The organism is Candidatus Thioglobus sp. NP1, assembly GCF_003326015.1.
GTDB lineage: Bacteria > Pseudomonadota > Gammaproteobacteria > PS1 > Pseudothioglobaceae > Pseudothioglobus > Pseudothioglobus singularis_A.
Window position 1 is genome coordinate 313,798 of record NZ_CP023860.1, and the last position, 24,124, is coordinate 337,921.

Consider the following 24,124-nt stretch of genomic DNA (forward strand, 5'->3'; position numbering starts at 1 on the left):
TATTTAAACTGACAAAAAATACATATAAATGATGAAAAAAATTCTGACGTTCATAACCCTCCTGATGATTTGTTCATATTCAAATGCGCATAAACCGGTAATGAATGAAAATTCAAGCTACCCACCTGATGCACCTTATGAGGTTGAAGAACCAGAAATCTCAAAAGCAATATATTCCACACTGACTGGGGATCCTCATTTTTATCGGATACAGTCTGAAACTGACTTTAATTTTTATGCAGGTATTCTAGCAGCAAAGATTGGGGAATGTGCACTAGAGGAAAAGTTTTCTTTTGAGGTTTTAGATTCAGACTTCCATGTTTTATTCGTTGCTGATGGCGAAAACTTTGAGTGGACACCTTGGTATGAAGAATACGGTAAGCAGTGGTATTGGAATGGCCCTGAGGTTGGAAAAAACTTTCTCTCTGATCGGGTTTTCAAAGCTGGTACCTACTATGTAAGGGTTTTTAATAATTCTAATACTGGCCAATATATTATGGCTATTGGTGATATAGAAAAGTTTTCGTTTACTGATATTGTGGGACTAATTTTTTCTATGGGAAAAATCGAAGATGAATTTTGGAATCCAAGTTTATGCCCTAGTGGCTAAGTTTCATCAGGATTAATTGGCTCTGGAGCTAAAACGTCTCTATTGCCTGCGCTATTCATTGAACTAACAATACCACTGGCTTCCATGTCCTCAATGATTCTGGCCGCACGATTATAGCCAATACGCATTCTTCTTTGTAGACTAGAAATTGAAGCTCTTCTAGTCGAGGTAACTATTTGAACAGCTTCATCAAAAAGGGGATCAAGTTCACCAGAAGCTTGGGCTGAATCTTGAGAAGAACCTTCATTTTGAGGTGTCAAAATTCCTGCTAAGTAGTTTGGATTGGAGTTCTTTTTGAGGTGTTTCACCACCCGAAGTATTTCACTATCCTCAACAAATGCCCCATGAACACGAGTTAGGTGGGTCATACCTGGTGCCATATATAGCATGTCACCCATACCCAATAATTGCTCAGCACCAGATTGATCAAGGATGGTTCTAGAATCTGTTTTAGATGAAACTTTAAAAGAAACTCTAGTTGGAATATTTGATTTAATGAGACCAGTTATAACGTCAACGCTTGGTCTTTGCGTTGCAACAATTAAATGAATTCCTGCCGCACGAGCCTTTTGGGCAATACGAACAATAAGACCTTCAACACGTTTGGATTTAGCACGATCTTCCTGAGCTAGAGCACCCAACATATCGGCATATTCATCGATAACAATAACAATAAGAGGAAGTGCCTCAAGTTCTGGATGCTGTTCCCCTTCTTTAGCAGTATCTGGGTTAAACGAAGGATCTAATAATGGTTTGCCACTTGTTTGAGCGCTGGAATGCTTTTCGTTGAATGATTCAATATTCCTTACGCCAAATTTTGCAAGAAGGCTATAGCGTCTTTCCATTTCATTAACGCACCACCATAGTGCGCTTGCAGCCTCATTCATATTTGTGATAACGGGTGTCAATAGGTGGGGAATATCAGCATAAGAGGCAAGTTCAACAATTTTTGGATCAATCATAATTAGCCTAGCCTGCTCAGGGGATGCTTTATAAAGGATACTTAGGATAATGGCATTAAGACCTACTGATTTTCCCATGCCAGTTGCTCCAGCAACTAAAAGATGCGGCATCTTAGCAAGATCAACAACTACTGGAAAGCCATTAATATCTTTACCAAGGCCCATCGAAAGTATGGATTTAGATTTAATGAAAGTTTCACTAGCAAGTATTTCTTTGAGGCCAATCATTTCTCTATTATTGTTTGGAATTTCTAGCCCAATAACAGGCTTGCCAGGAATCACATCAACAATTCTTACACTTTCAACAAGTAATGCGCGGGCTAAATCTTTATTAAGATTCATAATCTGACTTACCTTGATACCTGGCGCAAGCGATATTTCAAATTGTGTAACAACTGGCCCTGGAGTAACAGCTGTAATAGTTACATCAAATCCAAAATCTTTTAATTTAATTTCAACTTGCTGTCCCATCTCAACAAGAAATTCCTCAGTATAACCCAGCCCAGAATTATTGACATCATCAAGAAGAGTTAGACTTGGAAGTCCAGCTGTTCCAGCAGATTTATAGAGATTACTACTTTCAGCTTTTTTAGGCTTCTCAGCTTTTTTAGGCTTCTCAGCTTTTTTAGGCTTCTCAGCCTTTTGTGTTTTATCAACTTTCTTTTCTATTGCCTCTGGCTCTGAGTTTTGAGAGTTAATGATTTCAGGCCTGGGCTTTATTTTGCTAGTTTTTATTGATAAGTCAGTATCAGCTTTTGAGCCTTTTCTTAGGATTGATGAGCCAATGTTTTTCCATGAGGCGCTGGTTGAAACACTAAAGCTCACTAAAATAATGCCAACATAAATTATGGTAGATGAGCTTCCAAATAACTCATAAAATACAAGTTCATGCATTGACTTTCCAATCATTCCTCCAGCTAAAAAGGTCTCCTTGAGTCCTTCCATTATCTTAATTTCTGGAGCAAATTGGTGAGCAAGTGCAGTTGTAAAGAATAACATTACAAAGAATGCAAGAAGTCTAATTATGAAGGTCAGTTGGCTTTTTTGTTCTTTTTTAGCATCACGGTGAAAGTTATAACCAAGCCAGACTAGGGCTATAGGAATGACATATGAGACATATCCAAGTATCCCAAGACTTATGTCACTGACATAAGCACCAAATATACCTGCACCATTAGCAACTGGTTTTGCAAGTTCAGCACCACCAGTCCAAGGATCCTCAGAGGAAGTATAAGTTATCAATGAAATCAGGAAAACAACCCCTAGTGTTAGGAGTAGTATAAAAATTGCCTCGCTTACAACTTTTGAGCGCGGATTATTTGTGGGGGTATTTTCGACCGTGCGTTTATTATTTTTTTTCAAGACAGTTTATAATACTTATTTAATAAATTAGTATAAAGTATTTCATAATGAGTGATATAAAACATTGTCGAGTTTTGATTGTTGGTTCAGGCCCTGCAGGCTATTCTGCAGCAGTATATGCAGCAAGAGCAAACCTTAATCCAGTGATGGTTAGTGGCAGCGAACAAGGTGGCCAATTAATGACAACAACTGATGTGGATAATTGGGTTGGTGATCATGATGGTCTTCAAGGACCAGATTTGATGGAACGGATGAAAGATCATGCTATTAGGTTTAATACAGAAATAATTAATGACCATATAACCAAAGTTGATTTTTCAAAGCGTCCCTTTATTTTGCATGGAGGAGATACTACCTATACTGCTGATGCAGTTATCATTTCTACAGGTGCCACGGCCAAATATTTAGGGCTTGATTCAGAAGAGGCCTATAAGGGTAAGGGTGTTTCAGCATGCGCAACTTGTGATGGTTTTTTCTATCGAGGACAAAAAGTCGCCGTAATTGGTGGGGGGAATACTGCAGTTGAAGAGGCACTTTATCTTTCAAATATTGCAGATCATGTCACTATTGTGCACCGACGAGATAAGTTTAGGTCTGAGAAAATTCTCTCTGATAAGCTCATGGAAAAAGCTAAAAATGGTAATGTTTCTATTGAATGGGATCATAACCTAGACGAAGTTTTGGGCGATGAGATGGGGGTAAATGGCCTTCGACTAAAGGGTAATGACGGTAAAACTAAAGAAATTGATGTTCATGGTGTCTTTATAGCTATCGGTCATAGCCCAAATACTGGAGTTTTTGAGGGGCAGCTAGAAATCAATGATGGATACATTAAGGTCCAAGCAGGTCTTCAAGGCAATGTAACTCAAACGAGTGTTGAGGGTGTTTTCGCAGCTGGAGACGTTGCAGATCACGTTTATCGTCAAGCAATTACCTCAGCAGGATCAGGCTGCATGGCGGCACTAGATGCCGAACGTTTTTTAGATGATATGGCTGATTGACAGGCTTTACAAGCCTAAATTCAAACGCACTTTTGATTTCCCTTGTGTATAATTACGCGCTTTGGCCATATAGCTCAGTTGGTAGAGCAAGGGACTGAAAATCCCTGTGTCCCTAGTTCAATTCTAGGTGTGGCCACCATTTTTTTAAAGCCGAATCAGACTTATGTTTAATTCGGCTTTTTTATAACTAGCTAGTAGTGCGTGTTTTCCAAAAGAATAAAGCAGCTAAAAGTAAGGCTGGAATCATTCCCATTGGATCAAAATTTGCAGCTCTTGTTGAGATATGAAAAACTTGAACTGCCACCAGTGCAAGATTAATGTAGACACCAAAAATCATACCAACTTTATTAATGTTATCCCCTACCCATGTTGGTGCCATCCAAGCAAATAATCCTAAGGCAAACAATGGAATTGCTAGTACTTGTCCAAAAGAAACCATGTTTGCAGTTAAAGTCCATCCTGGTCCTTGAGCAGCCATTTGAGGTGCTACCCAAAACAATGCTGCATAGAGCCATACAAATATTGCTTGTGCTTTAAATAAATTTCCTAAAGTCATTTTATTACTCCTTAAATTATTTAATAAAATCTTTATCCACTCCTTTTTTAAGAAAAAAGAAGTTAATATATTATAAACCTAAAATGGAATGGTTCATTTAGAACCTATTGTTAGGCTTAATGCAAAAGATCTGGGCTAATAAAGTCCTGTTTTGAAGGCTGAAGGGTTTCTTGAATAAAGAGAACACCTATACGAACAAACTCAACAATCTCATAAAAGTCTTGAGCATTCTCCTCATTGTCTAATAGGTCAGCATCTAGCTGTGAAATCTCACTAATGTCTTTAATCATTTCTAACACCTCCTCATCTGAGGTCTCAACTGAGCTAAGTCCAAGACCAACTAATAATCCTTGGCACCATTCAATAAGAGTATTTGCTTGTTCTCTTAAAGAAGACTCATCATCAGCAATAACTGGCCAGAAATTGAGTGTTGGGTCAGACAGTTGCTCGCTTGTGTTGTTAAATATTTCTGCAAGTACTTGGTGTGCTTCTTTTTCAATGAGATTGTTTAAATCAATAGTCACTAGTATTTCATTGAGCCAATCATCTAGACCGATGTCTTGTTTAACACAATAGAATCCGCACAATAAGCCATGAGCTGATGAGATTGTGTCATCAGTATTTAGTTTTTGAAGTGCATCCATTGCAAGCTCAAAATTAATAGGCTGGCTCACTTTTTAAAAGGCTCCTGCTAAAATTTCCATAGCAGCCATGCGAACTGCAATGCCATTAGTTACCTGCTGCAGGATGACTGACTGGGGTCCATCTGCAACACTAGATTCAAGTTCAATGCCTCTATTAACTGGTCCAGGATGCATCACAATAGCGTCTGGTTTTGCATGTTTTAAAATCTCATTAGTAAGACCAAAATTATCAAAATATGTCTGCTCATCTGGAATATCTGCTGCAATCATTCTTTCTTTTTGTAGTCTCAAGGAAATAATAACATCAGCACCCTCAATACCTTTCTTGAGGTTATCAAAGCGTTCTAAATCAGGTGTCTCTTCTTTATAATGAAGGGTCTCAGGCGCTATAAGGCGAATATCTGTTGTGCCTAATGTCTTCATCGCTTGGATTCCAGAGCGGGCAACTCGCGAGTGTCTAATGTCACCCACAATAGCAACTGATAAGTTGTCAAATTGTCCTTTGCGCTGTCTTATTGTAAGGACGTCTAGTAAAGCTTGTGTTGGGTGCGCATTAATGCCATCACCAGCATTTAAAATTGAAACTCCCTCAATATTCTCTGCAACATGATGAGGTATTCCATTTTGTTTGTGACGAATAACAAACATGTCAATTTGCATAGCCTTAAGGGTATGCATTGTATCCATCAAGGTTTCATTTTTTTTGGTTGCTGAATTTGCAAGATCCACATTTATTGTCTTAGCACTTGTTCTCTTGGCAGCAATTTCAAAAGTATTTCGAGTTCTAGTTGACGGTTCAAAGAATAGATTTGCAACCGACATATCCCTTAAGATTTTTGATTTTTGGAGATTTCCTTTACTATCTATAAGTCCATCAGCTACATCTAATATTTTCTCTAGCTGATTTTTTGGAAGTCCTTTTAAGCCTAAGAGATGGACCAACCTTCCATTTGAGTTTAGTTGTGATTCGTTGCTAATCGTGTGTGGTTTCATTAAGCCAAGTCTGTAAAATTAGTTTGGCTGAGCGCTTATCTACATCGCCCCTGTCAGCATTCTTATGAGCGTAGTGCCATTTTAGTTGTTTTTTCGCTTCTGACGATGATAAATATTCGTCAATAAAAATGACTTCTTTATCAAATCGTTTCTCAAGCTTTCTCCCAAAGGAGCGAGCTATAAATGTCATCTCCTGCTCTTTATTATCTTTATCAAGGGGCACACCAACTATGAATTTATCTGGCTGATGTTTGTTAATAGTTTTTTCGAGTTGTGCCCAATTAGTTGATCCATCTTTGTTATGCAGGATAGTTTCAATGCCACTAGCATGTAAAGTCAAACTATTAGCAATTGCAATACCCGTTCTTTTAGTGCCAACATCAAAACCAAGGTAGGTTTTGATTATCATTGAAGGACTTGGAATAACTCATACCCAATATAACCATCAGCTACAAGACCAATATCAGACTGAAACATTCTTGTTGCTTCTCTTGTCTTTGGTCCTGCCATTCCATCTGGAGTTCCAGTGTCATAGCCAAGTAAATTTAAAGTATTCTGTATTTGCATTACGTTCTCTTTACTCAAAAGTGGTTCATCTATTAATTTGGCGCTTAATTTCCCCCCACCTTTAATACGATCTGATAAATAAGCGACGGATAGTGCATAAAGAATTGAACGATTCCAACCCATAATTGTATCAAAGTTTCGATACACTAAAAAGGCAGGACCTTTATGGCCCATTGGCACAATTAAAGATGATTTGAAATTTGAGGTAGGTAGGCTTGAGCCATTCCCTTTTAAGACTCCTAATGCAGCCCATTCATTAACCGTTTTTTCGTTTTTTAAACCCGTTAAGCGGTAATCAAAGTTCTTAGGTATTTTAGCTTCACGCCCCCATTTTTCTCCTTTTTTCCAGCCAAGTTTTTTAAGAAAGTTTGCAGCACTTGCATAAATATCTGCTTTGTCATTCCAAAGGTCAACCTTACCATCATTATTAGCATCAACACCATAGGCAATAACATTTGTAGGCATGAACTGAACAGCTCCCATGGCTCCAGCCCAAGATCCTTTTGCATTAATTGGTATGGTGTTCTTGTCCATAAGTTTTAATGCAGCAATTAGTTCTTTTGTGAAAAACCCTGAGCGTCTTGGGTCATAAGCAAGGGTTGCTAGAGAACGCACAAGACTTTCATTCCCCATGTAATTACCATAGTTACTTTCAAGGCCTAAAAATGCTACTAGAACGTATGCAGGCACACCATATTTTTCAGATGTTTTATTGAGTAATGAGGCATTTTGTTTTAAGCTTTCTCTTCCATTACTGAGACGAACATTGCTTACTCTTTTATTGACATAGTGCCAAAAATTTTGATTAAATTCAGCTTGAGAGCTGTCTGATTTGAGGATATCTGTATTAGGAGTAAGTTCGAAAAATGCTTTATCAATTGTCATTTTAGAGACACCCTGTTCTATTGCAGTCGTTCTGACCTGACTTAGGAAGTCCTCAAATGATTGGGAATTAGCAAATACGCTTGTTGTAAAAAAAACAAGGCAAAAAAATCTTAAAAACATGGGTAAATTATAATGTTTAAATATGCGCTTATGGTAACAAATAAAGAAGATAATAATCAAAGTACAAAATTAATTTTTTAATATTTATGTCGACTTATCAACCATTAGCTGAGGTATTACGTCCTACTAAATTAAATGATTTTATAGGACAAGACCACCTCCTTAAATCTGATAAACCTATTGGTAAAGCCCTGGCAGATAAGCAATTCCTTTCAATGGTTTTTTGGGGTCCTTCAGGAGTTGGAAAGACAACTCTTGCAAGAATTATTTGCTCGCAGATGGGAGCCCACTTTGAGCAGATGTCAGCTGTGCTAGATGGAATTAAAGAGCTTAGAAATGTAATTGAACATGCTGAACTTTATAAGCAACATGATAAAAATACAATCTTATTCGTAGACGAAATTCATCGTTTCAATAAAGCTCAGCAGGATGCTTTTTTGCCTCATATTGAGTCTGGACTTATTACCTTAATTGGCGCTACTACTGAAAATCCCTCTTTTGAGATTAACTCTTCATTATTATCAAGGATGCGTGTTTATATTCTTAATAAGCTCAGAGATGAAGACCTGAAAATAATTGCAAGCAAGGCCATCAAAAGCCAAAAAATTACACTTAAAGATGATGACGCATTGTCTTTAATCATTGAGCATAGTGATGGTGATGCTCGTCGTTTAATTAATATCATTGAGCAGCTAACAGACAAATCAAATCGAACATTAAGTATAAATGATGTCTCTAAAATTTTGCAAACTAAGGTAGCCAGTTTTGATAAGGGTGGTGATATTTATTATCAACAATTATCAGCATTTCATAAGTCGGTTCGAGGTTCATCTCCAGATGGCGCTCTTTATTGGATGGCGAGAATGATTGTTTCAGGTTGTGACCCAAAGGTTATTGCAAGAAGACTTCTAGCAATCGCTTCTGAAGATATTGGAAATGCCGATCCTAGAGCCCTTCAAATTGCACTTAATGCATGGGATGTGTATGAGCGTTTAGGGGATAAAGAGGGTAATCGAGCTATTGCCCATGCCGCAGTTTTTTGCTCTTGTGCACCAAAATCTAATGCGGTTTATAAAGCTTTCAATAAGGCTATGGATGTTGCTAAGGAGACGAGTCATCTTGATGTTCCTATCCATCTTAGAAATGCCACTACAAAGTTACTTGAGGAGCTTGGGCATGGCAAGGATTATCGATACTCGCATAATGAGCCTGATGCATTCAGTGAAGGACAGACCTATTTTCCTGAGGAGATGGGAGAGCAGATTTATTATGAGCCTACTGAGCGCGGTCTTGAGATTAAAATTAAAGAAAAATTAAAGCAATTGAGGCCAAAATTATGAGTGCATTAACGTCGATAGCAACTATTGGAATAGGGGCAACGGTTGGCGCAAGTTGCCGTTATTATATTGGTATTGTATCTGTTCAGTATCTTGGAAAAGCTCTACCATATGGCACTTTAATTTCAAATGTTTTAGGCTCATTTATTGCAGGACTCTTAGTCGTTTTTATTTTGGAAAAACTATTACTTAGTGAGACCTATAGGTTGATGTTACTCGTTGGATTGACAGGTTCCTTAACAACCATGTCAGCGCTTTCAATAGAGTCAGTTGAGATGCTTAGTGGAGGAAGTTATAGTCAAGCGCTATTAAATATTTTATTAAATGTTGGGCTGTCAGTTCTGGCAGCTAGCTTAGGTTTTATGCTCGCAAAATATGGATTTAATCTAGCCCAGTCCTAATTTAGTTTCAACTGCATCAAGAATTGAAGAGGAAATATTAAGGTTGAACTCGCTATCGAGTTCTCGAATGCATGTTGGGCTCGTAACATTTATCTCTGTTATATAATCACCAATTACATCAAGACCAACAAATAACAAATCTTTTTCAATCAGCATTGGTGCAATCTGCTTGCATAAAAAACGGTCTCTATCAGATAGCTCTTGACCAACTCCTTTGGCACCAGCAGCAAGATTACCTTTGAAGCTTCCTTTAGCTGGCATGCGAGCAAGGGCATAGTCAACAGGCTCTCCATTTATTAGTAAGATTCTCTTATCCCCGTACTTGATTTCAGGCAGAAATTCTTGTGCCATTATGAAGCGTTTTCCTTGATTAGTTATTTTCTGAAGCACCTCTTTAATATTTGCATCACCCCTCTGAAGTTTGTATATATCTTTACCACCCATACCATCAAGAGGTTTTACAACAACTTCATTATTACTGTTAATAAAGTCTATTAGTTTTTCATTGTTTGAACTAACAAGAGTTTTGGGAATACAATCTGGAAAGTTAAGGGCAAACATTTTTTCATTTGCATCTCTTAGTGAGCTTGGTTTGTTGACAACTAAAACGCCACTTAATTCTGCTTGCTCTAGGAGGTAAGTTGCATAGATATAATCCATATCAAAGGGCGGGTCTTTTCTCATAAATACAACATCTGTTTCAGATAAAGGAAGTGTTATAGGCTCTTCACACTGATACCAATCTAGCTCAGAGTCTTTAAGTTTGGTTTTGCAAGCATTGGCAAAAACTTCTCCCTTAAGATGAAACATATCATTACTATCAAAAGTATAAATTATCCAGCCACGCCTTTGTGCCTCTAGCATCATGGCAAATGAGGAGTCTTTTTTAGGTTTAATGCTGGCAATATCATCCATCAGCACACCGAGTATAATTTGCTTCATGGGCTTATTATAAAGTAAGCTGTTTCAGAATAAATACGCATACAGGGTGAAAAATGTTGAAGTAGAAAGGTTTTCGGCGTATAATTTCGCCTCTTTAGTGCGGGGTGGAGCAGTATGGTAGCTCGTCGGGCTCATAACCCGAAGGTCATAGGTTCAAATCCTATCCCCGCTACCAATTTAGACCCCCTCTTTTGGGGGTTTTTATTAGGAATTTTTTGTGGCCAAGATTGCTGACAAGTTGTTTTCAATAATTAACCCAAGTATTAATGATTTGGGCTATGAGCTACTGGGTGTAGAATACGTCTCCAGTGGTAAGCACTCAGTATTAAGGCTTTATATTGATTCAGAGAAAGGCATTGGAGTGGATGATTGTGAGACAGTTTCAAGGCAAGTGAGCGCAATAATGGATGTTGAAGATCCTATAAGTGGTCAGTATAATCTTGAGGTTTCCTCACCAGGCATTGAGAGACCTCTTTTTAAAGTGGCTCACTACCAACGTTTTTTAGGACATGATGTTCGTTTAAGGACTTATAGACCATTAGATGGCAGAAGAAATTTTACTGGAGCCATTGGAAGTGTAAGTGAAACCAGTAATACTTTTGAGTTAGTAACTGAGCTTGGCCCAGTTACACTTGATATAGATTTAATTGAAAAAGCAAATTTAGTTGCTCATTTTTAGGAGAAGTAGATGGATGGCAAAGAGTTATTTTTAATGATTGAGGCAATCTCAAATGAAAAAAATATAACTAAAGATGATGTTATAGAGTCATTAGAAGAGGCCTTAGCAGTGGCAACAAAAAAACGCAACAATATCGATGTCCGTGTCGAAGTCGATAGACATAGTGGTGAATTTAATACCTTTAGGCGTTGGCAAGTTATTGAAGATGGTGAGCAATTTGTAGATGACGATGGAAACACATTTGATTCAGAGCTCCATATTTATCAGGCAGAGTCAGGCGGTCTTGAAGTTGATGCATATGTTGAAGAGCCTATGGAATCTATGGAGTTTGGTAGGATTGCCGCACAAGTTGCTAAGCAAGTTATTATTCAAAAGGTGCGCGAAGCCGAGAGGACAGTCGTTGTTGATAACTTCACTCAGCGTGTTGGTGAGGTAGTTATGGCTACTGTCAAAAGGGTTGATAGGGGTAATGTCTTTGTTGATATGGGTGGTATTGACGGCATGATTTCAAAGTATGACCTGATACCTAATGAGTCTATAAGAAAAAATGATCGATTAAGGGCCTATATTAAAGAAGTGAAGTCCACACCTCGTGGTGCACAAATCTTTTTGAGTAGAACCGTTAATGACATGATGATCGAACTTTTTGAAATGGAGGTTCCTGAGATTAGTGAGGGCGTCATTGAGATTAAGGCTGGAGCAAGAGATCCAGGTCTTCGTTCAAAGCTTGCTGTCAAAGCAAAAGATAAGCGCATTGATCCAATTGGTTCTTGCATTGGTATGAGAGGTGCTCGTGTACAAGCAGTCTCAAATGAACTTAATGGTGAGCGAGTTGATATTATTCTTTGGGACGAGGATCCTGCGCAATTTGTCATTAATGCAATGGCACCAGCAGAGGTTAGCTCGATCATTGTTGATGAGGAAAAGGGATCTATGGATATCGCAGTTGAAGAAGATCAATTAGCATTAGCAATTGGAAGAGGTGGTCAAAATATCAAATTAGCAAGTAAGTTAACTGGTTGGAAGCTAAATGTAATGTCACTAGCTGATGCAGATGATATGCAGGCAAAAGAGCTGCAAAAAACTGGTGAAAAACTCGCTGAAAAACTTGGCGTTGATGCAGAGGTTGCTGGCGTGTTAATTGATGAAGGTTATACGAGTCTTGATGAAATTGCGGATGCTGAATCAGATGTATTATCAAAGATTGAGGAGTTTGATTCTGAGATGGTGGGGGAGCTTCAAGAGAGGGCGCAAGATGCTCAGCTTGTAAAAGCATTAAATGACTCTGAAGCTACAGAAATTTTATTAAGTGTTGAGGGTGTTGATGACGTGCTTGCAAATTCACTTGTGGATGCTGAAATAACTACAGTAGAGGCACTTGCAGAGCTAGCAATTGTTGAGCTTCTAGAGATACAAGATGTTGGCAACGATAATGCTTCAGCTATCATTATGGCAGCAAGAGAAAAAGAAGGCTGGTTTGACTAATTTTATGAGTTTTTTTTAAGAATGATTATCACGAATATATAGGCAATAAATATGGCACATACTGTAGAAAGTTTATCTAAATTACTCAGAAAAACACCTGATCAAGTCATAGCAATTCTAATAGGTGCTGGGATTTCAGGAAAAACAGCAGAATCAAATATCTCTGCAGATGAAAGACAGATTTTAATGTCAAGTTTAAGCAAACGTTCTGGCACTAAATCTACTATATCTGTTTCTCGAAAAACGCCTAAGCAACCTGAAAAGACTCCCTCTTCAGGTGGTGTTAAGATTCAGGTTAAAAAGAAGCGTGAGGTTCCTCAAAATATAACCTCTGAAACTGTTGATGACACTGCAATTTTGAAAGCCAAGCAGGCTCTAGAAGCTGGAAGACTCTCTGAACAGAAAGATGAAGAGCATGATGCTAAGCGCAATGATATGGTTCGTCAGCAAAAAATAAAAACCGAAGAGTTGCAAGCCCAGAAAATACAAAATGAAACTGCTGAAAAAGATGAGCAGACTAAAAAAGATAAAGATAAGGTTGAGTCTGAAAAAGCTAATGATGCAAAAAAACAGCCTAAACGACTGAGGAATACTCCTGCTCCTAATCGAAAAGAGCTTCATGTTGCCAGACATAATCCTAATAGAAAGCTTAAGAAAAAGGAGCGCACAAAGATTTCACAAAAAGTTCAAGATGAACAAGCACAGCACGGTTTTCATATGCCAGTTGAACCTATCAAGCATGACGTGCATATTCCTGAGATGATTAAAATTTCTGAGCTGGCTAGCAAAATGACTACAAAAGCTGGTGAGGTTCTCAAAGTGATGATGGGTATGGGTGTTATGGCAACACTTAATGATGTTATTGATCAAGATACTGCAATGCTTGTTGTCGAAGAAATGGGCCATACACCTATTGCAAGTAGTGAAGAAACTATTGAAGATACTTTGGTGCAGGAAGTTACTGAAGATCTAGAGACATCACCAAGGCCACCTGTAGTTGCAATTATGGGCCATGTTGACCATGGAAAAACTTCTCTTCTAGACTATATCCGAAAATCTAAAGTTGCCTCTGTAGAGGCTGGAGGCATTACTCAACATATTGGTGCATATCAAGTTAGCCAAAAGGATAACCGTATTACATTTATTGATACTCCGGGACATGCTGCATTTTCTAAAATGAGGCTTCGTGGAGCAACAGCAACTGATATCGTTATTTTAGTTGTTGCAGCTGATGACGGTGTTATGCCCCAAACTATTGAATCCATTAAACATGCTAAAGATTCCAATGTACCAATTATTGTTGCAATTAATAAGATTGACAAAGAGGGTGCAGATATTGATAAAGTCAAACAGGTTCTCTCTACTCATGACGTTATTTCTGATGAATGGGGTGGTGATGTATTAATGGTTGGAGTTTCAGCCCATACTGGTGAAGGCATTGATGAACTTCTTGAAAGTATTTCTTTGACTGCTGAAATGAATGAAATTACTGCAGTTGTAGATAAGCCAGCTAGTGGCGTTGTTCTTGAGGCTAGGTTAGATAAAGGTCGTGGTAAAGTTACTACTATACTTGTTCAGTCAGGAACTCTTAACAAAGGCGATATTGTGATTGCAGGACAGGAGTTTGGTAAGGTTAAACAAATTATTGATGATAATGGAAAGACTATAAACAAGGCTTTACCCTCCGCACCTGTTGAAATTCTAGGGTTATCAGGTGTTCCAGATTCTGGTGCTGAAGTTCTTGTAGTTGAAAGTGAAAGAAAGGCTAGAGAAGTTGCAGAATTCAGAAAGACTAAAGATCGTGAGTCTGAACTTCAAAAACAACAAGCAGGAAAGATGGACGATTTCTTTTCTAAGATGGAAGAAGGCGAGGTGTCAACTGTAAATGTGTTGCTTAAATCAGATGTTCGTGGTTCAGCTCAAGCATTAGTCGAGGCTTTAGAAGAGCTTTCTACAGATGAGGTTAAGGTAAAGGTTATTGCTTCCGGTGTTGGTGCAATTAATAATACCGACATTTCTTTAGCTAGCGCATCAGGCGCCCTAGTTCTTGGTTTTAATGTGAGAGCTGATGCTGTTGCCAGGAAAACTGCTGATACAGAGGATGTTAAAATAGAATATTACAGCATCATTTATAATGTGATTGATGATATCAAGGCTATTATGGGTGGTTTACTAAGTCCAGAACTAAGTGAAAATATTATTGGAATTGCAGGAGTGAAGGATGTCTTTAGATCTCCAAAATTTGGTGATATAGCAGGTTGTATGGTTGAAGAAGGTGTTGTCAAAAAAGATAGTCCAATTCGTGTTTTACGAGAAAGTGTGGTTATTTATGAGGGTGAATTAGAGTCTCTAAGGCGCTTCAAAGACGATGTTAAAGAGGTTAAGTCTGGAACTGAATGTGGTATTGGAGTTCTGAACTATAAAGATGTTCAGCCTGGTGATCAAATTGAGGTATTCGAGCGAATCGAGCGTGCTCGGACTCTATAGGAGTTTTATTCTTAATGGCACAGCAAACCAGTTATAGAGCCGAAAGGGTAAATGAGCTTATAAGGCGTGAACTGGTGCTTTTGCTAAGCAAAGAAACAAAAGATCCTAGACTTCAAGAAGTTGTAATTACAGATGTCAAGGTAAGTCGTGATTTGACAAGTGCAAAAGTGTTTTTTTCTGTTGATGAAAGTGTACAAAAAACTGTTACTACTCTTCTTAATAAGGCCAGTGGTTTTTTTAGATCCAGTCTTTCTAAGGTTTTAGATTTGCGTCATACGCCGGCACTTAGTTTTATCTATGATACTGCTCCTAATACTGGGGCTCGAATGGATGACCTTTTAAGTAAACTCTGAATCAATAAATGTCAAGACGAAATCCAACTGGCAGAGACATCAATGGAGTTATACTTCTAGATAAAAGCACTGGAAAAAGCTCTAATACAGTTCTTCAAGAAGTTAAACGTTTGTTTGATGCTAATAAGGCTGGACATACTGGTAGTTTAGATCCATTAGCAAGTGGTTTGCTGCCAATTTGCCTTGGTCAGGCAACAAAAGTTGCCCAATTTCTTCTAGACGGCGATAAACAATATTATGTTCGTGCAAAGATGGGTCAGTCAAGTACTACTGGAGACTCTGAGGGCAATATAGTTGATTGTGGCTCCACTTCAGCTATTAATAAAAATGTAATTAAGGATAGCTTGATTAACTTCATTGGTGATATTGAGCAAATCCCCCCTATGTATTCTGCACTTAAGAGAAATGGCACTCCTCTTTATAAGCTGGCTAGGAAAGGTATTGAAGTTGATAGAGCTGCAAGGCCAGTTAAAATTTATGATATTAGTTTTATTGATTATGCAGACGATATCATGACAATAAGCGTTTCATGTTCTAAGGGGACCTATATCAGAACTTTGGTTGAGGATATTGGAGTAAATCTTGGATCTAGTGCTTATGTTGTTGAGCTCAGAAGAACAGGTTTTTGTCATTTTGATATTAGTCAAAGTTTAAATTATGAACAGTTAGTAAGGCTAAAAGAAGTAGGTTTTGAAAATTTAGATACGGTAATTTTAAACGCCGATGAGATGTTACCTACTCTTCAAAGTATTCATCTAAATGAAGAACAAACTAATGATATAAAACTTGGCAGAAAAATCTCTTTCAGTGGTTTTGACTCAATTAAGAAACTTAGGCTTTATGATCATAACAATCAGTTTATTGGCATTGGTGAAAGTAGTCTTCTATCTGAGGTTTTGCCAAAACGCTTATTTGTATAGCAAATATTCTTGCCTAGTCATTATAATTCAAAGACTAATTATTCTATTTTTTCTTAGAAAAAAAATAAGGAAACATTAATGAAAGTTTTAATCATTGGATCTGGAGGAAGAGAGCATGCACTGGCTTGGCAGTGTGCTAATTTCTCTGAAGTGACGCATGTTTTTGTAGCGCCTGGTAATGCTGGATGTGCCTTAGAAAAAAAAATATCAAATGTAAAAATAAATTCAGAAGACATACCCGCACTTATAGAATTTGCTAAATATGAATCAATAGATATTACAATTGTTGGTCCTGAAGCTCCTTTAGTCATGGGAATTGTGGATGACTTTTGTCAACAGGGCTTAGCTATATTTGGACCCAGTAAACAAGCGTCACAATTAGAGGGCTCCAAGGCATTTTGTAAGGACTTTTTGCAGAGAAACAATATTCCTACAGCTTTTTATAAGGTTTTTACTGAGACGGAAAAAGCTACTAACTATGTAAAAGAAAAAGGAACTCCAATCGTAATTAAAGCTGATGGGCTTGCTGCAGGAAAAGGTGTCATTATCGCAAGTACATTACAAGAAGCAACAGACGCAATTGAAGATATGTTAGAAGGGAATCGATTTGGAGATGCTGGGTCAAGAGTGGTTATTGAGGAGTTTTTAACTGGCGAAGAGGCTAGCTTTATTGTCATGGTGGACGGGGTTAATATTCTTCCAATGGCAACATCACAAGATCACAAGGCTCGAGATAATGAAGATAAAGGTCCAAATACTGGTGGTATGGGGGCATACTCACCAGCACCATGTGTTACTGACGCTATTTATGATCAGGTGATGGACGGAGTAATAAGAAAAACAGTAGATGCAATGCAATCAGAAGGTATGCCTTATACTGGTTTTTTATACGCAGGACTTATGATCAATAAAAAGGGTGAAATAAAAGTTTTAGAGTACAACTGTAGATTTGGGGATCCTGAGACGCAACCAATTATGATGCGTTTAAAGTCAAATTTAGCCCAACTTTGCCTTTCTGCTTCTCAAGGAACTTTAGATACACAATCGGCTGAGTGGGATGATAGAACAGCTTTAGGTGTTGTTATGGCAGCAAAGGGTTATCCAAATTCCTATAAAAAAGGTGAAAAAATTGAGCTACCACAAGAGCCTTTAGACTCTAAGATTTTTCACGCAGGGACAATTGAAAACCAAGGAAATATCCTTAGTAATGGTGGCCGAGTTCTTTGTGTAACAAGCCTAGGTTATGATATCAAAGATTCACAAAAAAAAGCTTATGATCTTATTAAAAATGTCAAATGGCAAACACCTTACTATAGAACTGATATTGGATTTAAAGGAGTTTCAACTTGATCATTATTGGTGTAGATGAAGCTGGAAGGGGGCCTTTAGTTGGAAGTGTTATTGCAGCTGCAGTAGCTTTTCCTGAAAATTTCTATTTAGAGGGCTTGACTGACTCAAAAAAATTAACTGAAAAAAAACGGGAAAGTTTCTACTCTCAAATTGTTCAGAAATGTAATTGGTCTGTTGGCGAAGCTAGCAGCATTGAGATAGATCAAATTAATATTCTTCAGGCAACAATGCTTGCAATGAAAAGAGCAGTTAATAATTTACAACTGGAGCTTTCTATAAGTGACAAAGATGATCAATTTAGTGTTCTTGTGGATGGGAATCAATGTCCAGATGTTGGCAATTGTCAGGCAATAGTCAAAGGTGATCTAATCGAACCAGTTATATCAGCAGCATCTGTTATTGCAAAAGTTACAAGGGATAGACAAATGAAAGAGCTTGATTTAAATTATCCAGGCTATGGCTTTGCTAAACATAAAGGTTACGGTACAAGGGAACACCTTGATGCTCTTAATAAATTCGGCCCTATAAAGGGCATTCATAGAGCCTCATTTGCACCAATAAAAAATTATTAATTTGAGTTGAGTTCGTCCATCTGTCTTTGAAGCTCAGCTTGAGCAGCTTCAAGTTCAGCCCTTTTAGCATCTAACTCTGCTTTTCTTTCTGCATCTTCCTTTTTCTTATTGTCTCTTTCAATTTCTTCTGCAGGACGAACTAATAAATAGTTAAATAGTTTAACTACTTTATTTACATTTTTTGCTTTACTAGCAACATTGGTAGCATGCTCTGCCTCCCTTTTCGTCACTGATCCCATTAGATAAACTGTCTTTCTTTCGGTAAGAACCGATACATGTCTGGGATGAAAAACCTCTTGGTCAAGAAATAATGCTTCAATTTGCACAGAAATTACACCATCTTTTGCACGGGATAAGTAACTACTGTTTGGCATTACCTCTACCTCATTAATGAGTTGTTTCATTAAGGGAGCTCTTCTTTTAACTTGCTCCTCTAAATAATTTTTAAGATCATCATCTGGAGCTTCACCAGTCATAAGAACAGATTTATTAAATACATTGAAATTGATATGCGCATCATCCAACATTGGATCCTTATTAACAAGATTGCTCAAATCCATATACAGTGCTTTGTCATCTAAAATTTCACCCATAGATCGACGATCATTTGCCATTGTTGCAACAGTGGTAACGGCAGCAGCACCTTGAATAATTGGTGAGCAAGAGCTTAAGAAGGATGCAGAAATTAATAAAAAGCCTAAAAGAATTACTTTTTTCATTATTACTCCTTGTTTCTAATTAGTCGAAATTTTAAAAAAAGATATATATTCTATTTTAAATCAGATTAAGTATTTTTTTGAGCTAAAGATAAAGATTAATCTAGGAAACACTCGTCTTATAAAGCATAATGATGACTACTAACAATATTTATTTAATGTTTAATAAATTTTTATGACTGGAAAGCTTTTTATTGTTGCAACGCCTATCGGTAACTTAAGTGATATCACCCTGAGAGCTATTGATATTCTAAAGAGTGTTGATATTGTTCTTGCAGAAGATACTAGACACAGTAAAAAACTATTTACTCATTATGAAATCACCACATCAATTAGAGCCTTACATGAGCATAATGAGAGAGAAAAAACAGATTCAATAATAGCTGAAATTAATGACGGCAAGCAGGTTGCCCTAATAAGTGATGCAGGTACTCCTCTTATAAGTGATCCAGGGTTTGTTCTAGTTTCAACTGCAAAAAAAGAAGGTATTGATGTTGTCCCTATCCCAGGGCCAAGTGCCTTAATTACAGCATTGTCAGCCTCTGGGTTAGCCATTGATAAGTTTACTTTCTTTGGCTTTCTTCCATCAAGACAGGCTGCTAGATTAAAGATGCTTCAAGCCAAAACAAATCTTCAAGAAACGATAATTTTCTATGAATCTCCTAAGCGTATTTTGTCAACAATGGAAGACTTGCTTAAAGTTTTTGGAGCCAGTCGTGATGTTTGTATTGCAAAAGAGTTAACAAAATCCTTCGAGACAATCCTTACCAATAAACTACCTAATTTAATTGAATACTTTGCAACTGACGAAAGTCACCAAAAAGGTGAATTTGTGATTTTAGTTTCTCCTGCTGATAAAATAGACATAGATGAGGCTGAAACTCAGCTTGAAATGTTATTGCCGATTCTATGCTCTGAAATGGGAGCTGCAAAGGCTGCTAAATTAGCATCTAAAATTACTGGAATTGATAAAAAAAACTGTTACAAGAGAGCTATAGCGTTATGAGTAATTTTTACAAACACCATATTTTTTTCTGCAACAATGTTCGGGTTGATGGTAAGCAGTGCTGCTCACAAAGTGGTGCTAAAGAGATGTATCGTTATGCTAAGGATAAGTGCCGTGCCAATCAGTCATTGGGAAAAGGGGGTCTCGGTGTAAGTGAGTCTCGGTGCCTGGGGCGTTGTGAAAATGGACCTGTTTTGGTTGTCTACCCAGATAATGTCTGGTATCAATACATTGATGAAGAAGATATTGATGAGATTCTTGAATCCCACCTTGAGGGTGGAAAAATTGTTGATAGGTTACTAATTAAATAGTATTTTTATTATTTCACTTTTGCTATTGCTTCAATAATATAAGGCCTTAAGTTGGCTGCGATAGTCTTAATTCCCTGTGCATTTGGATGTTTATAATCAGGGAGTAATAATGCTTTTTGAAGGGCAACTTCCTCCAATAAAAAAGGCATGAAAATAAGGCTATGTTTTTCTGAAAGTTCAGGATAAATGTTATCAAACTCAGTTTGATAATCAGGCCCCATACTCTCTGGAGAGAGCATTCCAGCAAGTATCACAACGGCATCATTTTTTTTAAATTTAGTTATTATTCTATTGAGATTATTACTAGTAAGAGTTGGACTGAGGCCTCTTAACATGTCGTTGGCACCTAAACATAAAATTACTATATCTGGGTTATCACCAAGAGACCAATCCAATCTAGATAAACCATTTTTAGAAGTATTTCCAGAAATGCTGGCATTAATAAATTTTAATGCGGGCCCATCTGTAAAGTTTCTTGAAAGTTCTGAGGCTAAGTTTTCATTTTGAGGTAGTCCATATCCAGCCATTAGGCTGTCACCATAGAGCATAACTTTTAGATAATTATCTGCATAGGCATTTGATATAAAAAATATAAGCACCAAGCTTACAAATAATGATTTGACACTATATTTTTTTGAGATAATCATGCGCTGAATTTTATATTAGATTGTGAAATGAGTGCAGCCATCAAGTTCAATAATGTTTCCTTAAATTACGGCAATAAAAATGACATTGTTGAAGTTTTAAAGAGTATCAGTTTCTCAATTGATAGTGAGGAGGTTGTTTCTATTGTTGGGCCAAGTGGCTCAGGAAAAACTTCAATTATTATGCTAGCCTCTGGGCTTGAAACTGCATCAACAGGATCTATTAAAATTAATGATCACGAAATAGTTGGGTTAAAAGAGAATGAACTATCAGAAGTTAGAAGAAAAAATATTGGCATTGTCTTTCAATCTTTTTACTTAATTCCAAATCTTACTGCTATTGAAAATGTTCTATTGTCTCTTGAGGCAAATCATCAATATAATCGAGAACAAGATGCTGAGGAGCTTCTTGGTGAATTTGGGCTTTCGCACCGTATTCATCATCTTCCAGGTGAGTTATCTGGAGGTGAGCAACAAAGAGTAGCAATAGCGAGAGCTCTAATCAACAAGCCTAAGATTATTTTGGCTGATGAGCCAACCGGTAATTTAGACAGTGCAAACTCAGAAAGTATGATCGACTTACTTTTTGACTATACAAAAAAAAGTAAAACCTCACTTATCATGGTAACTCATGATAATTCAGTGGCTGATCGATGTGATCGTATTATTGAAATAAGGGATGGCCAGATTGTTTGATTTTCAACAGTTCAAATTAATTAATAAGTATGCCTTAAGAGACTTCTCAAGAAGTTATAAAAAACTATGGGTTGTAACATCAACTCTTTTCGTTAGTTTATTACTTCTTTCATTAACCTTTTCTGTGAAAGAATCTTTGAATAGTGAAATTACAAATAATTCAAAAGAGCTTCTAGGTGGAGATATCCAGGTTGATAGTGATATAGATCCACTTCCTGGGAGCATTATTAAGAAGTTCAAAGATCTTGGAGAAGTCAGTGCTTCTATTGAATTTGCAACGATGCTTTCAAAGCAAGGGGAGTCGCCAGTATTTACAGAACTCAGGGCAGTTGATAATAATTACCCACTCTATGGCCAGATTGAAACAATACCTGAGGGTGTGGCAAATCAAATATTTTTAAATACTCAAAAACCAGCTGTCTTAATTAATGAGAGTATTAAGAATCTTCTAAATATAAGTGTTGGCGATGATATTGTAATAATGGGACAAGAATTTAAAGTCGCTGGATTAGTTTCTTCAGTTCCAGACCTAGCTGAAAGTGCTGTTTTCGGTGAATTTGCGATTATTAGTATGGATAGTTATGAGCAATTTGGACTTAGTTCAGGAGGGAGTTTTCTTGATCACAAGTATAGACTTAAATTTAATAATTCAAATGAGCCTAAGAAGCAAGAAGCGTTAGTAAATTCTATTATTTCTTATGATGACAAAATTAAGACTCGTCTTCCTGGGCAGAGTGGGCGACGTCTGAGTAGTGTGATTGATAACTTTTCAAATTTTTTAAACTTAGTCTCTGTCAGTGCAATGGTGATTGCTGGTATTGGAATTAGCAATACACTTCTTTCGTTTGTTAATCAAAGTAATACAAGTATAGCCGTGAAAAAATCGATTGGATTCTCCTCTGACTTTATTCAAATAATGTATTTTTATGAGATTATGTTGATCCTAGTTTTAACTTCAATCTTTGCTTATTTCATAGGTGTCTTTAGTCCATTATTGGCTAATGAGTTTCTACCAGAGTCACTTGGCATAGATTTACAGCCTGCGTTTAGTTATCTAGGATATCTTAACATTTTTTTTATTGGTTTTTTAGTAGTACTAATTTTCTCTATACCCTCTCTATATTCAATTAGCGAAATTAAAGCAGCCTCTTTATTTCGAAATACTTTTAATCCTGTAAGCTTAAATTTCTCCTTAAAGAATATTCTTTTGTTGAGTATTTTGGTAGTTATTTTGATGGCCTATTTTGTCAATCAAACTGATCAGAAGTTTTATACAGTTTTATACTTTGTATCTTTTTTTGTAACCATGCTTATTTTTTATGGCGTGTCAAAATTATTAATCTTATTCATTAAGCACTTCTATAAATTTTCTAACAACAGCTATAGGATAGCTTATAGAAATATTGTAGCAAAAAAATCTCTTGCACCAATTATGACAATCTCTTTAGGGATTGGCTTAACCCTATTGCTTACTCTAAGTTTTGTTGCAAATAATTTAAAAAAAGAAATATCAGACAGCATTCCAGCAATGGCACCAGATTTATTTTTTGTTAGCATTGATAAAGATATTCAGCCTGCTCTTGAATCTTTTATTATGGATATTGATCCTAATGCAGAGCTCGAATTTAGTCCAATGGCTAGTGCCTCATTTATCTCATTAAATGGAATTCCCATTGAGGAAGTTGTTTCGAATAATAATAGATCTGCCTGGGTTGTAAGGGGTGACAGACGAATTTCTTGGGCTGAAAAGCCACAGCCAGACAATCCTATTATTGAGGGAGAGTGGTGGCAGCCTGGCAATGAGAATGAAATGTTTATCTCTATGGATAGTAGGGCTGCATATGATCTAGGCATGAAGATTAATGATAAGATAGTGTTGAATATATTAGGTCGAGATGTTACTGGTACTATTAAGAACTTTAGAGAGGTTGACTATCGAGATATTTCCATTAACTTTGCCATAATTATTAATAAAGCCTTTGCTAATAAACTCCCTTATGAGAATGTTGGAACATTAAAGTCAGAGCTCCCATCTGATGAAATTTTGTCAATGGTTGTTGAAAAATTCCCAAATGTATCAGCAATAAGGATTGATAGGATCTTGTCTCAGATAAGCGAAGTATTAAATAAAATATTTATAGCAGTTACGGCCATATCTTTGATTGTAATTATTATTGGCCTAATAGTTATCGTCAGTGCAGTTCTTGTTCAAACAACATTTAGAAGATACAACAACCTAATATATAAGATTGTGGGTGTAGACTTTCCAACTATACTCAAGGCCATGACAATGGAATTTGCATTTATATATGGCACCTTAATATTTTTTGCTGTTTCTGTTGCAACTATAAGTTCTTACCTTGTTGTAGAAAAAGCTTTACAGCTTACATGGCAGTTTGATTTTGGATTAACACTTTGGATTATTGTATCAACTGCTTTAGTATCATTTGTTTTAATTCTATTGGCTAATAGAAGTATTTTTAGCCCGAAGGTCTACCCATTGATTCGTAATGAGTAACTAATAT

24 protein-coding genes and 2 tRNA genes are annotated in these 24,124 nt (G+C 36.9%); 17 read left to right on the top strand and 9 right to left on the bottom strand.

Annotation, left to right across the window (positions count from 1 at the left end; translation table 11 throughout):
• Positions 1 to 100 precede the first annotated feature (100 nt).
• The gene (locus CRN91_RS01625; protein ID WP_254424953.1) at positions 101 to 610 is read left to right on the top strand and encodes a hypothetical protein; all 510 of its coding nucleotides are present in this window, start codon (positions 101 to 103) and stop codon (positions 608 to 610) included.
• Here CRN91_RS01625 and CRN91_RS01630 read toward each other — a convergent pair.
• Positions 607 to 2,934: a DNA translocase FtsK gene (locus CRN91_RS01630; RefSeq protein WP_114114716.1), complete on the bottom strand. Its 2,328-nt coding sequence runs from the start codon at positions 2,932 to 2,934 to the stop codon at positions 607 to 609. The genes CRN91_RS01625 and CRN91_RS01630 overlap by 4 nt on opposite strands.
• Positions 2,935 to 2,981: 47 nt before the next feature.
• Here CRN91_RS01630 and trxB point away from each other — a divergent pair, with 47 nt between their 5' ends.
• Positions 2,982 to 3,935 (top strand): thioredoxin-disulfide reductase, encoded by a 954-nt coding sequence (gene trxB / locus CRN91_RS01635; RefSeq protein ID WP_114114717.1) that lies wholly within the window; start codon positions 2,982 to 2,984, stop codon positions 3,933 to 3,935.
• 63 nt (positions 3,936 to 3,998) lie between these two features.
• Positions 3,999 to 4,074, top strand: a tRNA-Phe gene (locus CRN91_RS01640).
• A gap of 48 nt (positions 4,075 to 4,122) precedes the next feature.
• Here the strand turns inward: CRN91_RS01640 and CRN91_RS01645 are convergent.
• The 5 genes from CRN91_RS01645 to CRN91_RS01665 all read right to left on the bottom strand — a co-directional run bounded on the left by CRN91_RS01645 (position 4,123) and on the right by CRN91_RS01665 (position 7,700).
• Positions 4,123 to 4,491 carry a hypothetical protein gene (locus CRN91_RS01645; RefSeq protein ID WP_114114718.1) on the bottom strand — a complete coding sequence of 123 codons (369 nt, stop codon included), beginning with the start codon at positions 4,489 to 4,491 and terminating at the stop codon, positions 4,123 to 4,125.
• 116 nt (positions 4,492 to 4,607) lie between these two features.
• Positions 4,608 to 5,165, bottom strand: coding sequence for a UPF0149 family protein (locus CRN91_RS01650; protein ID WP_114114719.1), 558 nt, complete (start codon positions 5,163 to 5,165; stop codon positions 4,608 to 4,610).
• A 3-nt stretch (positions 5,166 to 5,168) separates the two neighbouring features.
• Complete coding sequence (locus CRN91_RS01655; RefSeq protein WP_114114720.1) at positions 5,169 to 6,128, bottom strand: aspartate carbamoyltransferase catalytic subunit; 960 nt, start codon at positions 6,126 to 6,128, stop codon at positions 5,169 to 5,171.
• Positions 6,109 to 6,537, bottom strand: a complete 429-nt coding sequence (gene ruvX, locus CRN91_RS01660; RefSeq protein ID WP_114114721.1) for a Holliday junction resolvase RuvX — start codon at positions 6,535 to 6,537, stop codon at positions 6,109 to 6,111. The genes CRN91_RS01655 and ruvX overlap by 20 nt, the downstream gene beginning before the upstream one ends.
• Positions 6,534 to 7,700, bottom strand: a complete 1,167-nt coding sequence (locus CRN91_RS01665; protein ID WP_114114722.1) for a lytic murein transglycosylase — start codon at positions 7,698 to 7,700, stop codon at positions 6,534 to 6,536. The genes ruvX and CRN91_RS01665 overlap by 4 nt, the downstream gene beginning before the upstream one ends.
• A gap of 86 nt (positions 7,701 to 7,786) precedes the next feature.
• Between CRN91_RS01665 and CRN91_RS01670 the strand changes: the two genes are divergently transcribed.
• Together CRN91_RS01670 and crcB are read left to right on the top strand one after the other, a co-directional pair.
• Entirely contained in the window at positions 7,787 to 9,040 is a 1,254-nt protein-coding gene (locus tag CRN91_RS01670) for a replication-associated recombination protein A (protein WP_114114723.1), read from the top strand.
• On the top strand, positions 9,037 to 9,438 hold the full coding sequence (gene crcB, locus CRN91_RS01675) for a fluoride efflux transporter CrcB (RefSeq protein ID WP_114114724.1): 402 nt from the start codon (positions 9,037 to 9,039) through the stop codon (positions 9,436 to 9,438). The genes CRN91_RS01670 and crcB overlap by 4 nt, the downstream gene beginning before the upstream one ends.
• On the opposite strand, the gene gshB is transcribed toward crcB, so the two are convergent.
• Positions 9,424 to 10,380, bottom strand: coding sequence for a glutathione synthase (gene gshB / locus CRN91_RS01680; RefSeq protein WP_114114725.1), 957 nt, complete (start codon positions 10,378 to 10,380; stop codon positions 9,424 to 9,426). The genes crcB and gshB overlap by 15 nt on opposite strands.
• 98 nt (positions 10,381 to 10,478) lie before the next feature.
• Between gshB and CRN91_RS01685 the strand changes: the two genes are divergently transcribed.
• From CRN91_RS01685 to CRN91_RS01720, 8 genes are all read left to right on the top strand, one after another.
• A tRNA-Met gene (locus tag CRN91_RS01685) sits at positions 10,479 to 10,555 on the top strand.
• Between the two features lie 42 nt (positions 10,556 to 10,597).
• Positions 10,598 to 11,059: a ribosome maturation factor RimP gene (gene rimP / locus CRN91_RS01690; protein WP_114114726.1), complete on the top strand. Its 462-nt coding sequence runs from the start codon at positions 10,598 to 10,600 to the stop codon at positions 11,057 to 11,059.
• 9 nt (positions 11,060 to 11,068) lie between these two features.
• Positions 11,069 to 12,544, top strand: coding sequence for a transcription termination factor NusA (nusA, locus tag CRN91_RS01695; protein ID WP_114114727.1), 1,476 nt, complete (start codon positions 11,069 to 11,071; stop codon positions 12,542 to 12,544).
• 51 nt (positions 12,545 to 12,595) lie between these two features.
• Entirely contained in the window at positions 12,596 to 15,031 is a 2,436-nt protein-coding gene (gene infB, locus CRN91_RS01700; RefSeq protein WP_114114728.1) for a translation initiation factor IF-2, read from the top strand.
• 14 nt (positions 15,032 to 15,045) lie between these two features.
• Positions 15,046 to 15,384: a 30S ribosome-binding factor RbfA gene (gene rbfA, locus CRN91_RS01705; protein ID WP_114114729.1), complete on the top strand. Its 339-nt coding sequence runs from the start codon at positions 15,046 to 15,048 to the stop codon at positions 15,382 to 15,384.
• An 8-nt stretch (positions 15,385 to 15,392) separates the two neighbouring features.
• The gene (truB, locus tag CRN91_RS01710) at positions 15,393 to 16,304 is read left to right on the top strand and encodes a tRNA pseudouridine(55) synthase TruB (RefSeq protein ID WP_114114730.1); all 912 of its coding nucleotides are present in this window, start codon (positions 15,393 to 15,395) and stop codon (positions 16,302 to 16,304) included.
• Positions 16,305 to 16,382: 78 nt separating this feature from the next.
• Positions 16,383 to 17,654: a phosphoribosylamine--glycine ligase gene (gene purD, locus CRN91_RS01715; RefSeq protein WP_114114731.1), complete on the top strand. Its 1,272-nt coding sequence runs from the start codon at positions 16,383 to 16,385 to the stop codon at positions 17,652 to 17,654.
• Positions 17,651 to 18,226: a ribonuclease HII gene (locus CRN91_RS01720; RefSeq protein ID WP_114114732.1), complete on the top strand. Its 576-nt coding sequence runs from the start codon at positions 17,651 to 17,653 to the stop codon at positions 18,224 to 18,226. Before purD ends, CRN91_RS01720 begins: the two co-directional genes overlap by 4 nt.
• On the opposite strand, the gene CRN91_RS01725 is transcribed toward CRN91_RS01720, so the two are convergent.
• Complete coding sequence (locus CRN91_RS01725) at positions 18,223 to 18,945, bottom strand: BON domain-containing protein (RefSeq protein ID WP_114114733.1); 723 nt, start codon at positions 18,943 to 18,945, stop codon at positions 18,223 to 18,225. The genes CRN91_RS01720 and CRN91_RS01725 overlap by 4 nt on opposite strands.
• 172 nt (positions 18,946 to 19,117) lie before the next feature.
• Here CRN91_RS01725 and rsmI point away from each other — a divergent pair, with 172 nt between their 5' ends.
• A complete protein-coding gene (gene rsmI / locus CRN91_RS01730; protein ID WP_114114734.1) occupies positions 19,118 to 19,948 on the top strand; it encodes a 16S rRNA (cytidine(1402)-2'-O)-methyltransferase in 831 nt (276 codons plus the stop codon).
• A complete protein-coding gene (locus CRN91_RS01735) occupies positions 19,945 to 20,259 on the top strand; it encodes a (2Fe-2S) ferredoxin domain-containing protein (protein WP_114114735.1) in 315 nt (104 codons plus the stop codon). Before rsmI ends, CRN91_RS01735 begins: the two co-directional genes overlap by 4 nt.
• 8 nt (positions 20,260 to 20,267) lie before the next feature.
• On the opposite strand, the gene CRN91_RS01740 is transcribed toward CRN91_RS01735, so the two are convergent.
• Positions 20,268 to 20,906, bottom strand: coding sequence for an arylesterase (locus CRN91_RS01740; protein WP_114114736.1), 639 nt, complete (start codon positions 20,904 to 20,906; stop codon positions 20,268 to 20,270).
• 27 nt (positions 20,907 to 20,933) lie between these two features.
• Between CRN91_RS01740 and CRN91_RS01745 the strand changes: the two genes are divergently transcribed.
• Complete coding sequence (locus CRN91_RS01745; RefSeq protein ID WP_114114737.1) at positions 20,934 to 21,599, top strand: ABC transporter ATP-binding protein; 666 nt, start codon at positions 20,934 to 20,936, stop codon at positions 21,597 to 21,599.
• Positions 21,583 to 24,117, top strand: a complete 2,535-nt coding sequence (locus CRN91_RS01750) for an ABC transporter permease (protein ID WP_114114738.1) — start codon at positions 21,583 to 21,585, stop codon at positions 24,115 to 24,117. Before CRN91_RS01745 ends, CRN91_RS01750 begins: the two co-directional genes overlap by 17 nt.
• The last annotated feature ends 7 nt before the right edge of the window (positions 24,118 to 24,124 follow it).

Coding starts and splice junctions, on each gene's coding strand:
- CRN91_RS01665 (WP_114114722.1), bottom strand. CDS start 7,700: ATGTTTTTAAGATTTTTTTGCCTTGTTTTTTTTACAACAAGCGTATTT.
- CRN91_RS01625 (WP_254424953.1), top strand. CDS start 101: ATGAATGAAAATTCAAGCTACCCACCTGATGCACCTTATGAGGTTGAA.
- truB (WP_114114730.1), top strand. CDS start 15,393: ATGTCAAGACGAAATCCAACTGGCAGAGACATCAATGGAGTTATACTT.
- rsmI (WP_114114734.1), top strand. CDS start 19,118: ATGACTGGAAAGCTTTTTATTGTTGCAACGCCTATCGGTAACTTAAGT.
- gshB (WP_114114725.1), bottom strand. CDS start 10,380: ATGAAGCAAATTATACTCGGTGTGCTGATGGATGATATTGCCAGCATT.
- CRN91_RS01670 (WP_114114723.1), top strand. CDS start 7,787: ATGTCGACTTATCAACCATTAGCTGAGGTATTACGTCCTACTAAATTA.
- CRN91_RS01725 (WP_114114733.1), bottom strand. CDS start 18,945: ATGAAAAAAGTAATTCTTTTAGGCTTTTTATTAATTTCTGCATCCTTC.
- rbfA (WP_114114729.1), top strand. CDS start 15,046: ATGGCACAGCAAACCAGTTATAGAGCCGAAAGGGTAAATGAGCTTATA.
- nusA (WP_114114727.1), top strand. CDS start 11,069: ATGGATGGCAAAGAGTTATTTTTAATGATTGAGGCAATCTCAAATGAA.
- purD (WP_114114731.1), top strand. CDS start 16,383: ATGAAAGTTTTAATCATTGGATCTGGAGGAAGAGAGCATGCACTGGCT.
- infB (WP_114114728.1), top strand. CDS start 12,596: ATGGCACATACTGTAGAAAGTTTATCTAAATTACTCAGAAAAACACCT.
- ruvX (WP_114114721.1), bottom strand. CDS start 6,537: ATGATAATCAAAACCTACCTTGGTTTTGATGTTGGCACTAAAAGAACG.
- trxB (WP_114114717.1), top strand. CDS start 2,982: ATGAGTGATATAAAACATTGTCGAGTTTTGATTGTTGGTTCAGGCCCT.
- CRN91_RS01740 (WP_114114736.1), bottom strand. CDS start 20,906: ATGATTATCTCAAAAAAATATAGTGTCAAATCATTATTTGTAAGCTTG.
- CRN91_RS01735 (WP_114114735.1), top strand. CDS start 19,945: ATGAGTAATTTTTACAAACACCATATTTTTTTCTGCAACAATGTTCGG.
- CRN91_RS01750 (WP_114114738.1), top strand. CDS start 21,583: ATGGCCAGATTGTTTGATTTTCAACAGTTCAAATTAATTAATAAGTAT.
- CRN91_RS01745 (WP_114114737.1), top strand. CDS start 20,934: ATGAGTGCAGCCATCAAGTTCAATAATGTTTCCTTAAATTACGGCAAT.
- CRN91_RS01655 (WP_114114720.1), bottom strand. CDS start 6,128: ATGAAACCACACACGATTAGCAACGAATCACAACTAAACTCAAATGGA.
- CRN91_RS01645 (WP_114114718.1), bottom strand. CDS start 4,491: ATGACTTTAGGAAATTTATTTAAAGCACAAGCAATATTTGTATGGCTC.
- crcB (WP_114114724.1), top strand. CDS start 9,037: ATGAGTGCATTAACGTCGATAGCAACTATTGGAATAGGGGCAACGGTT.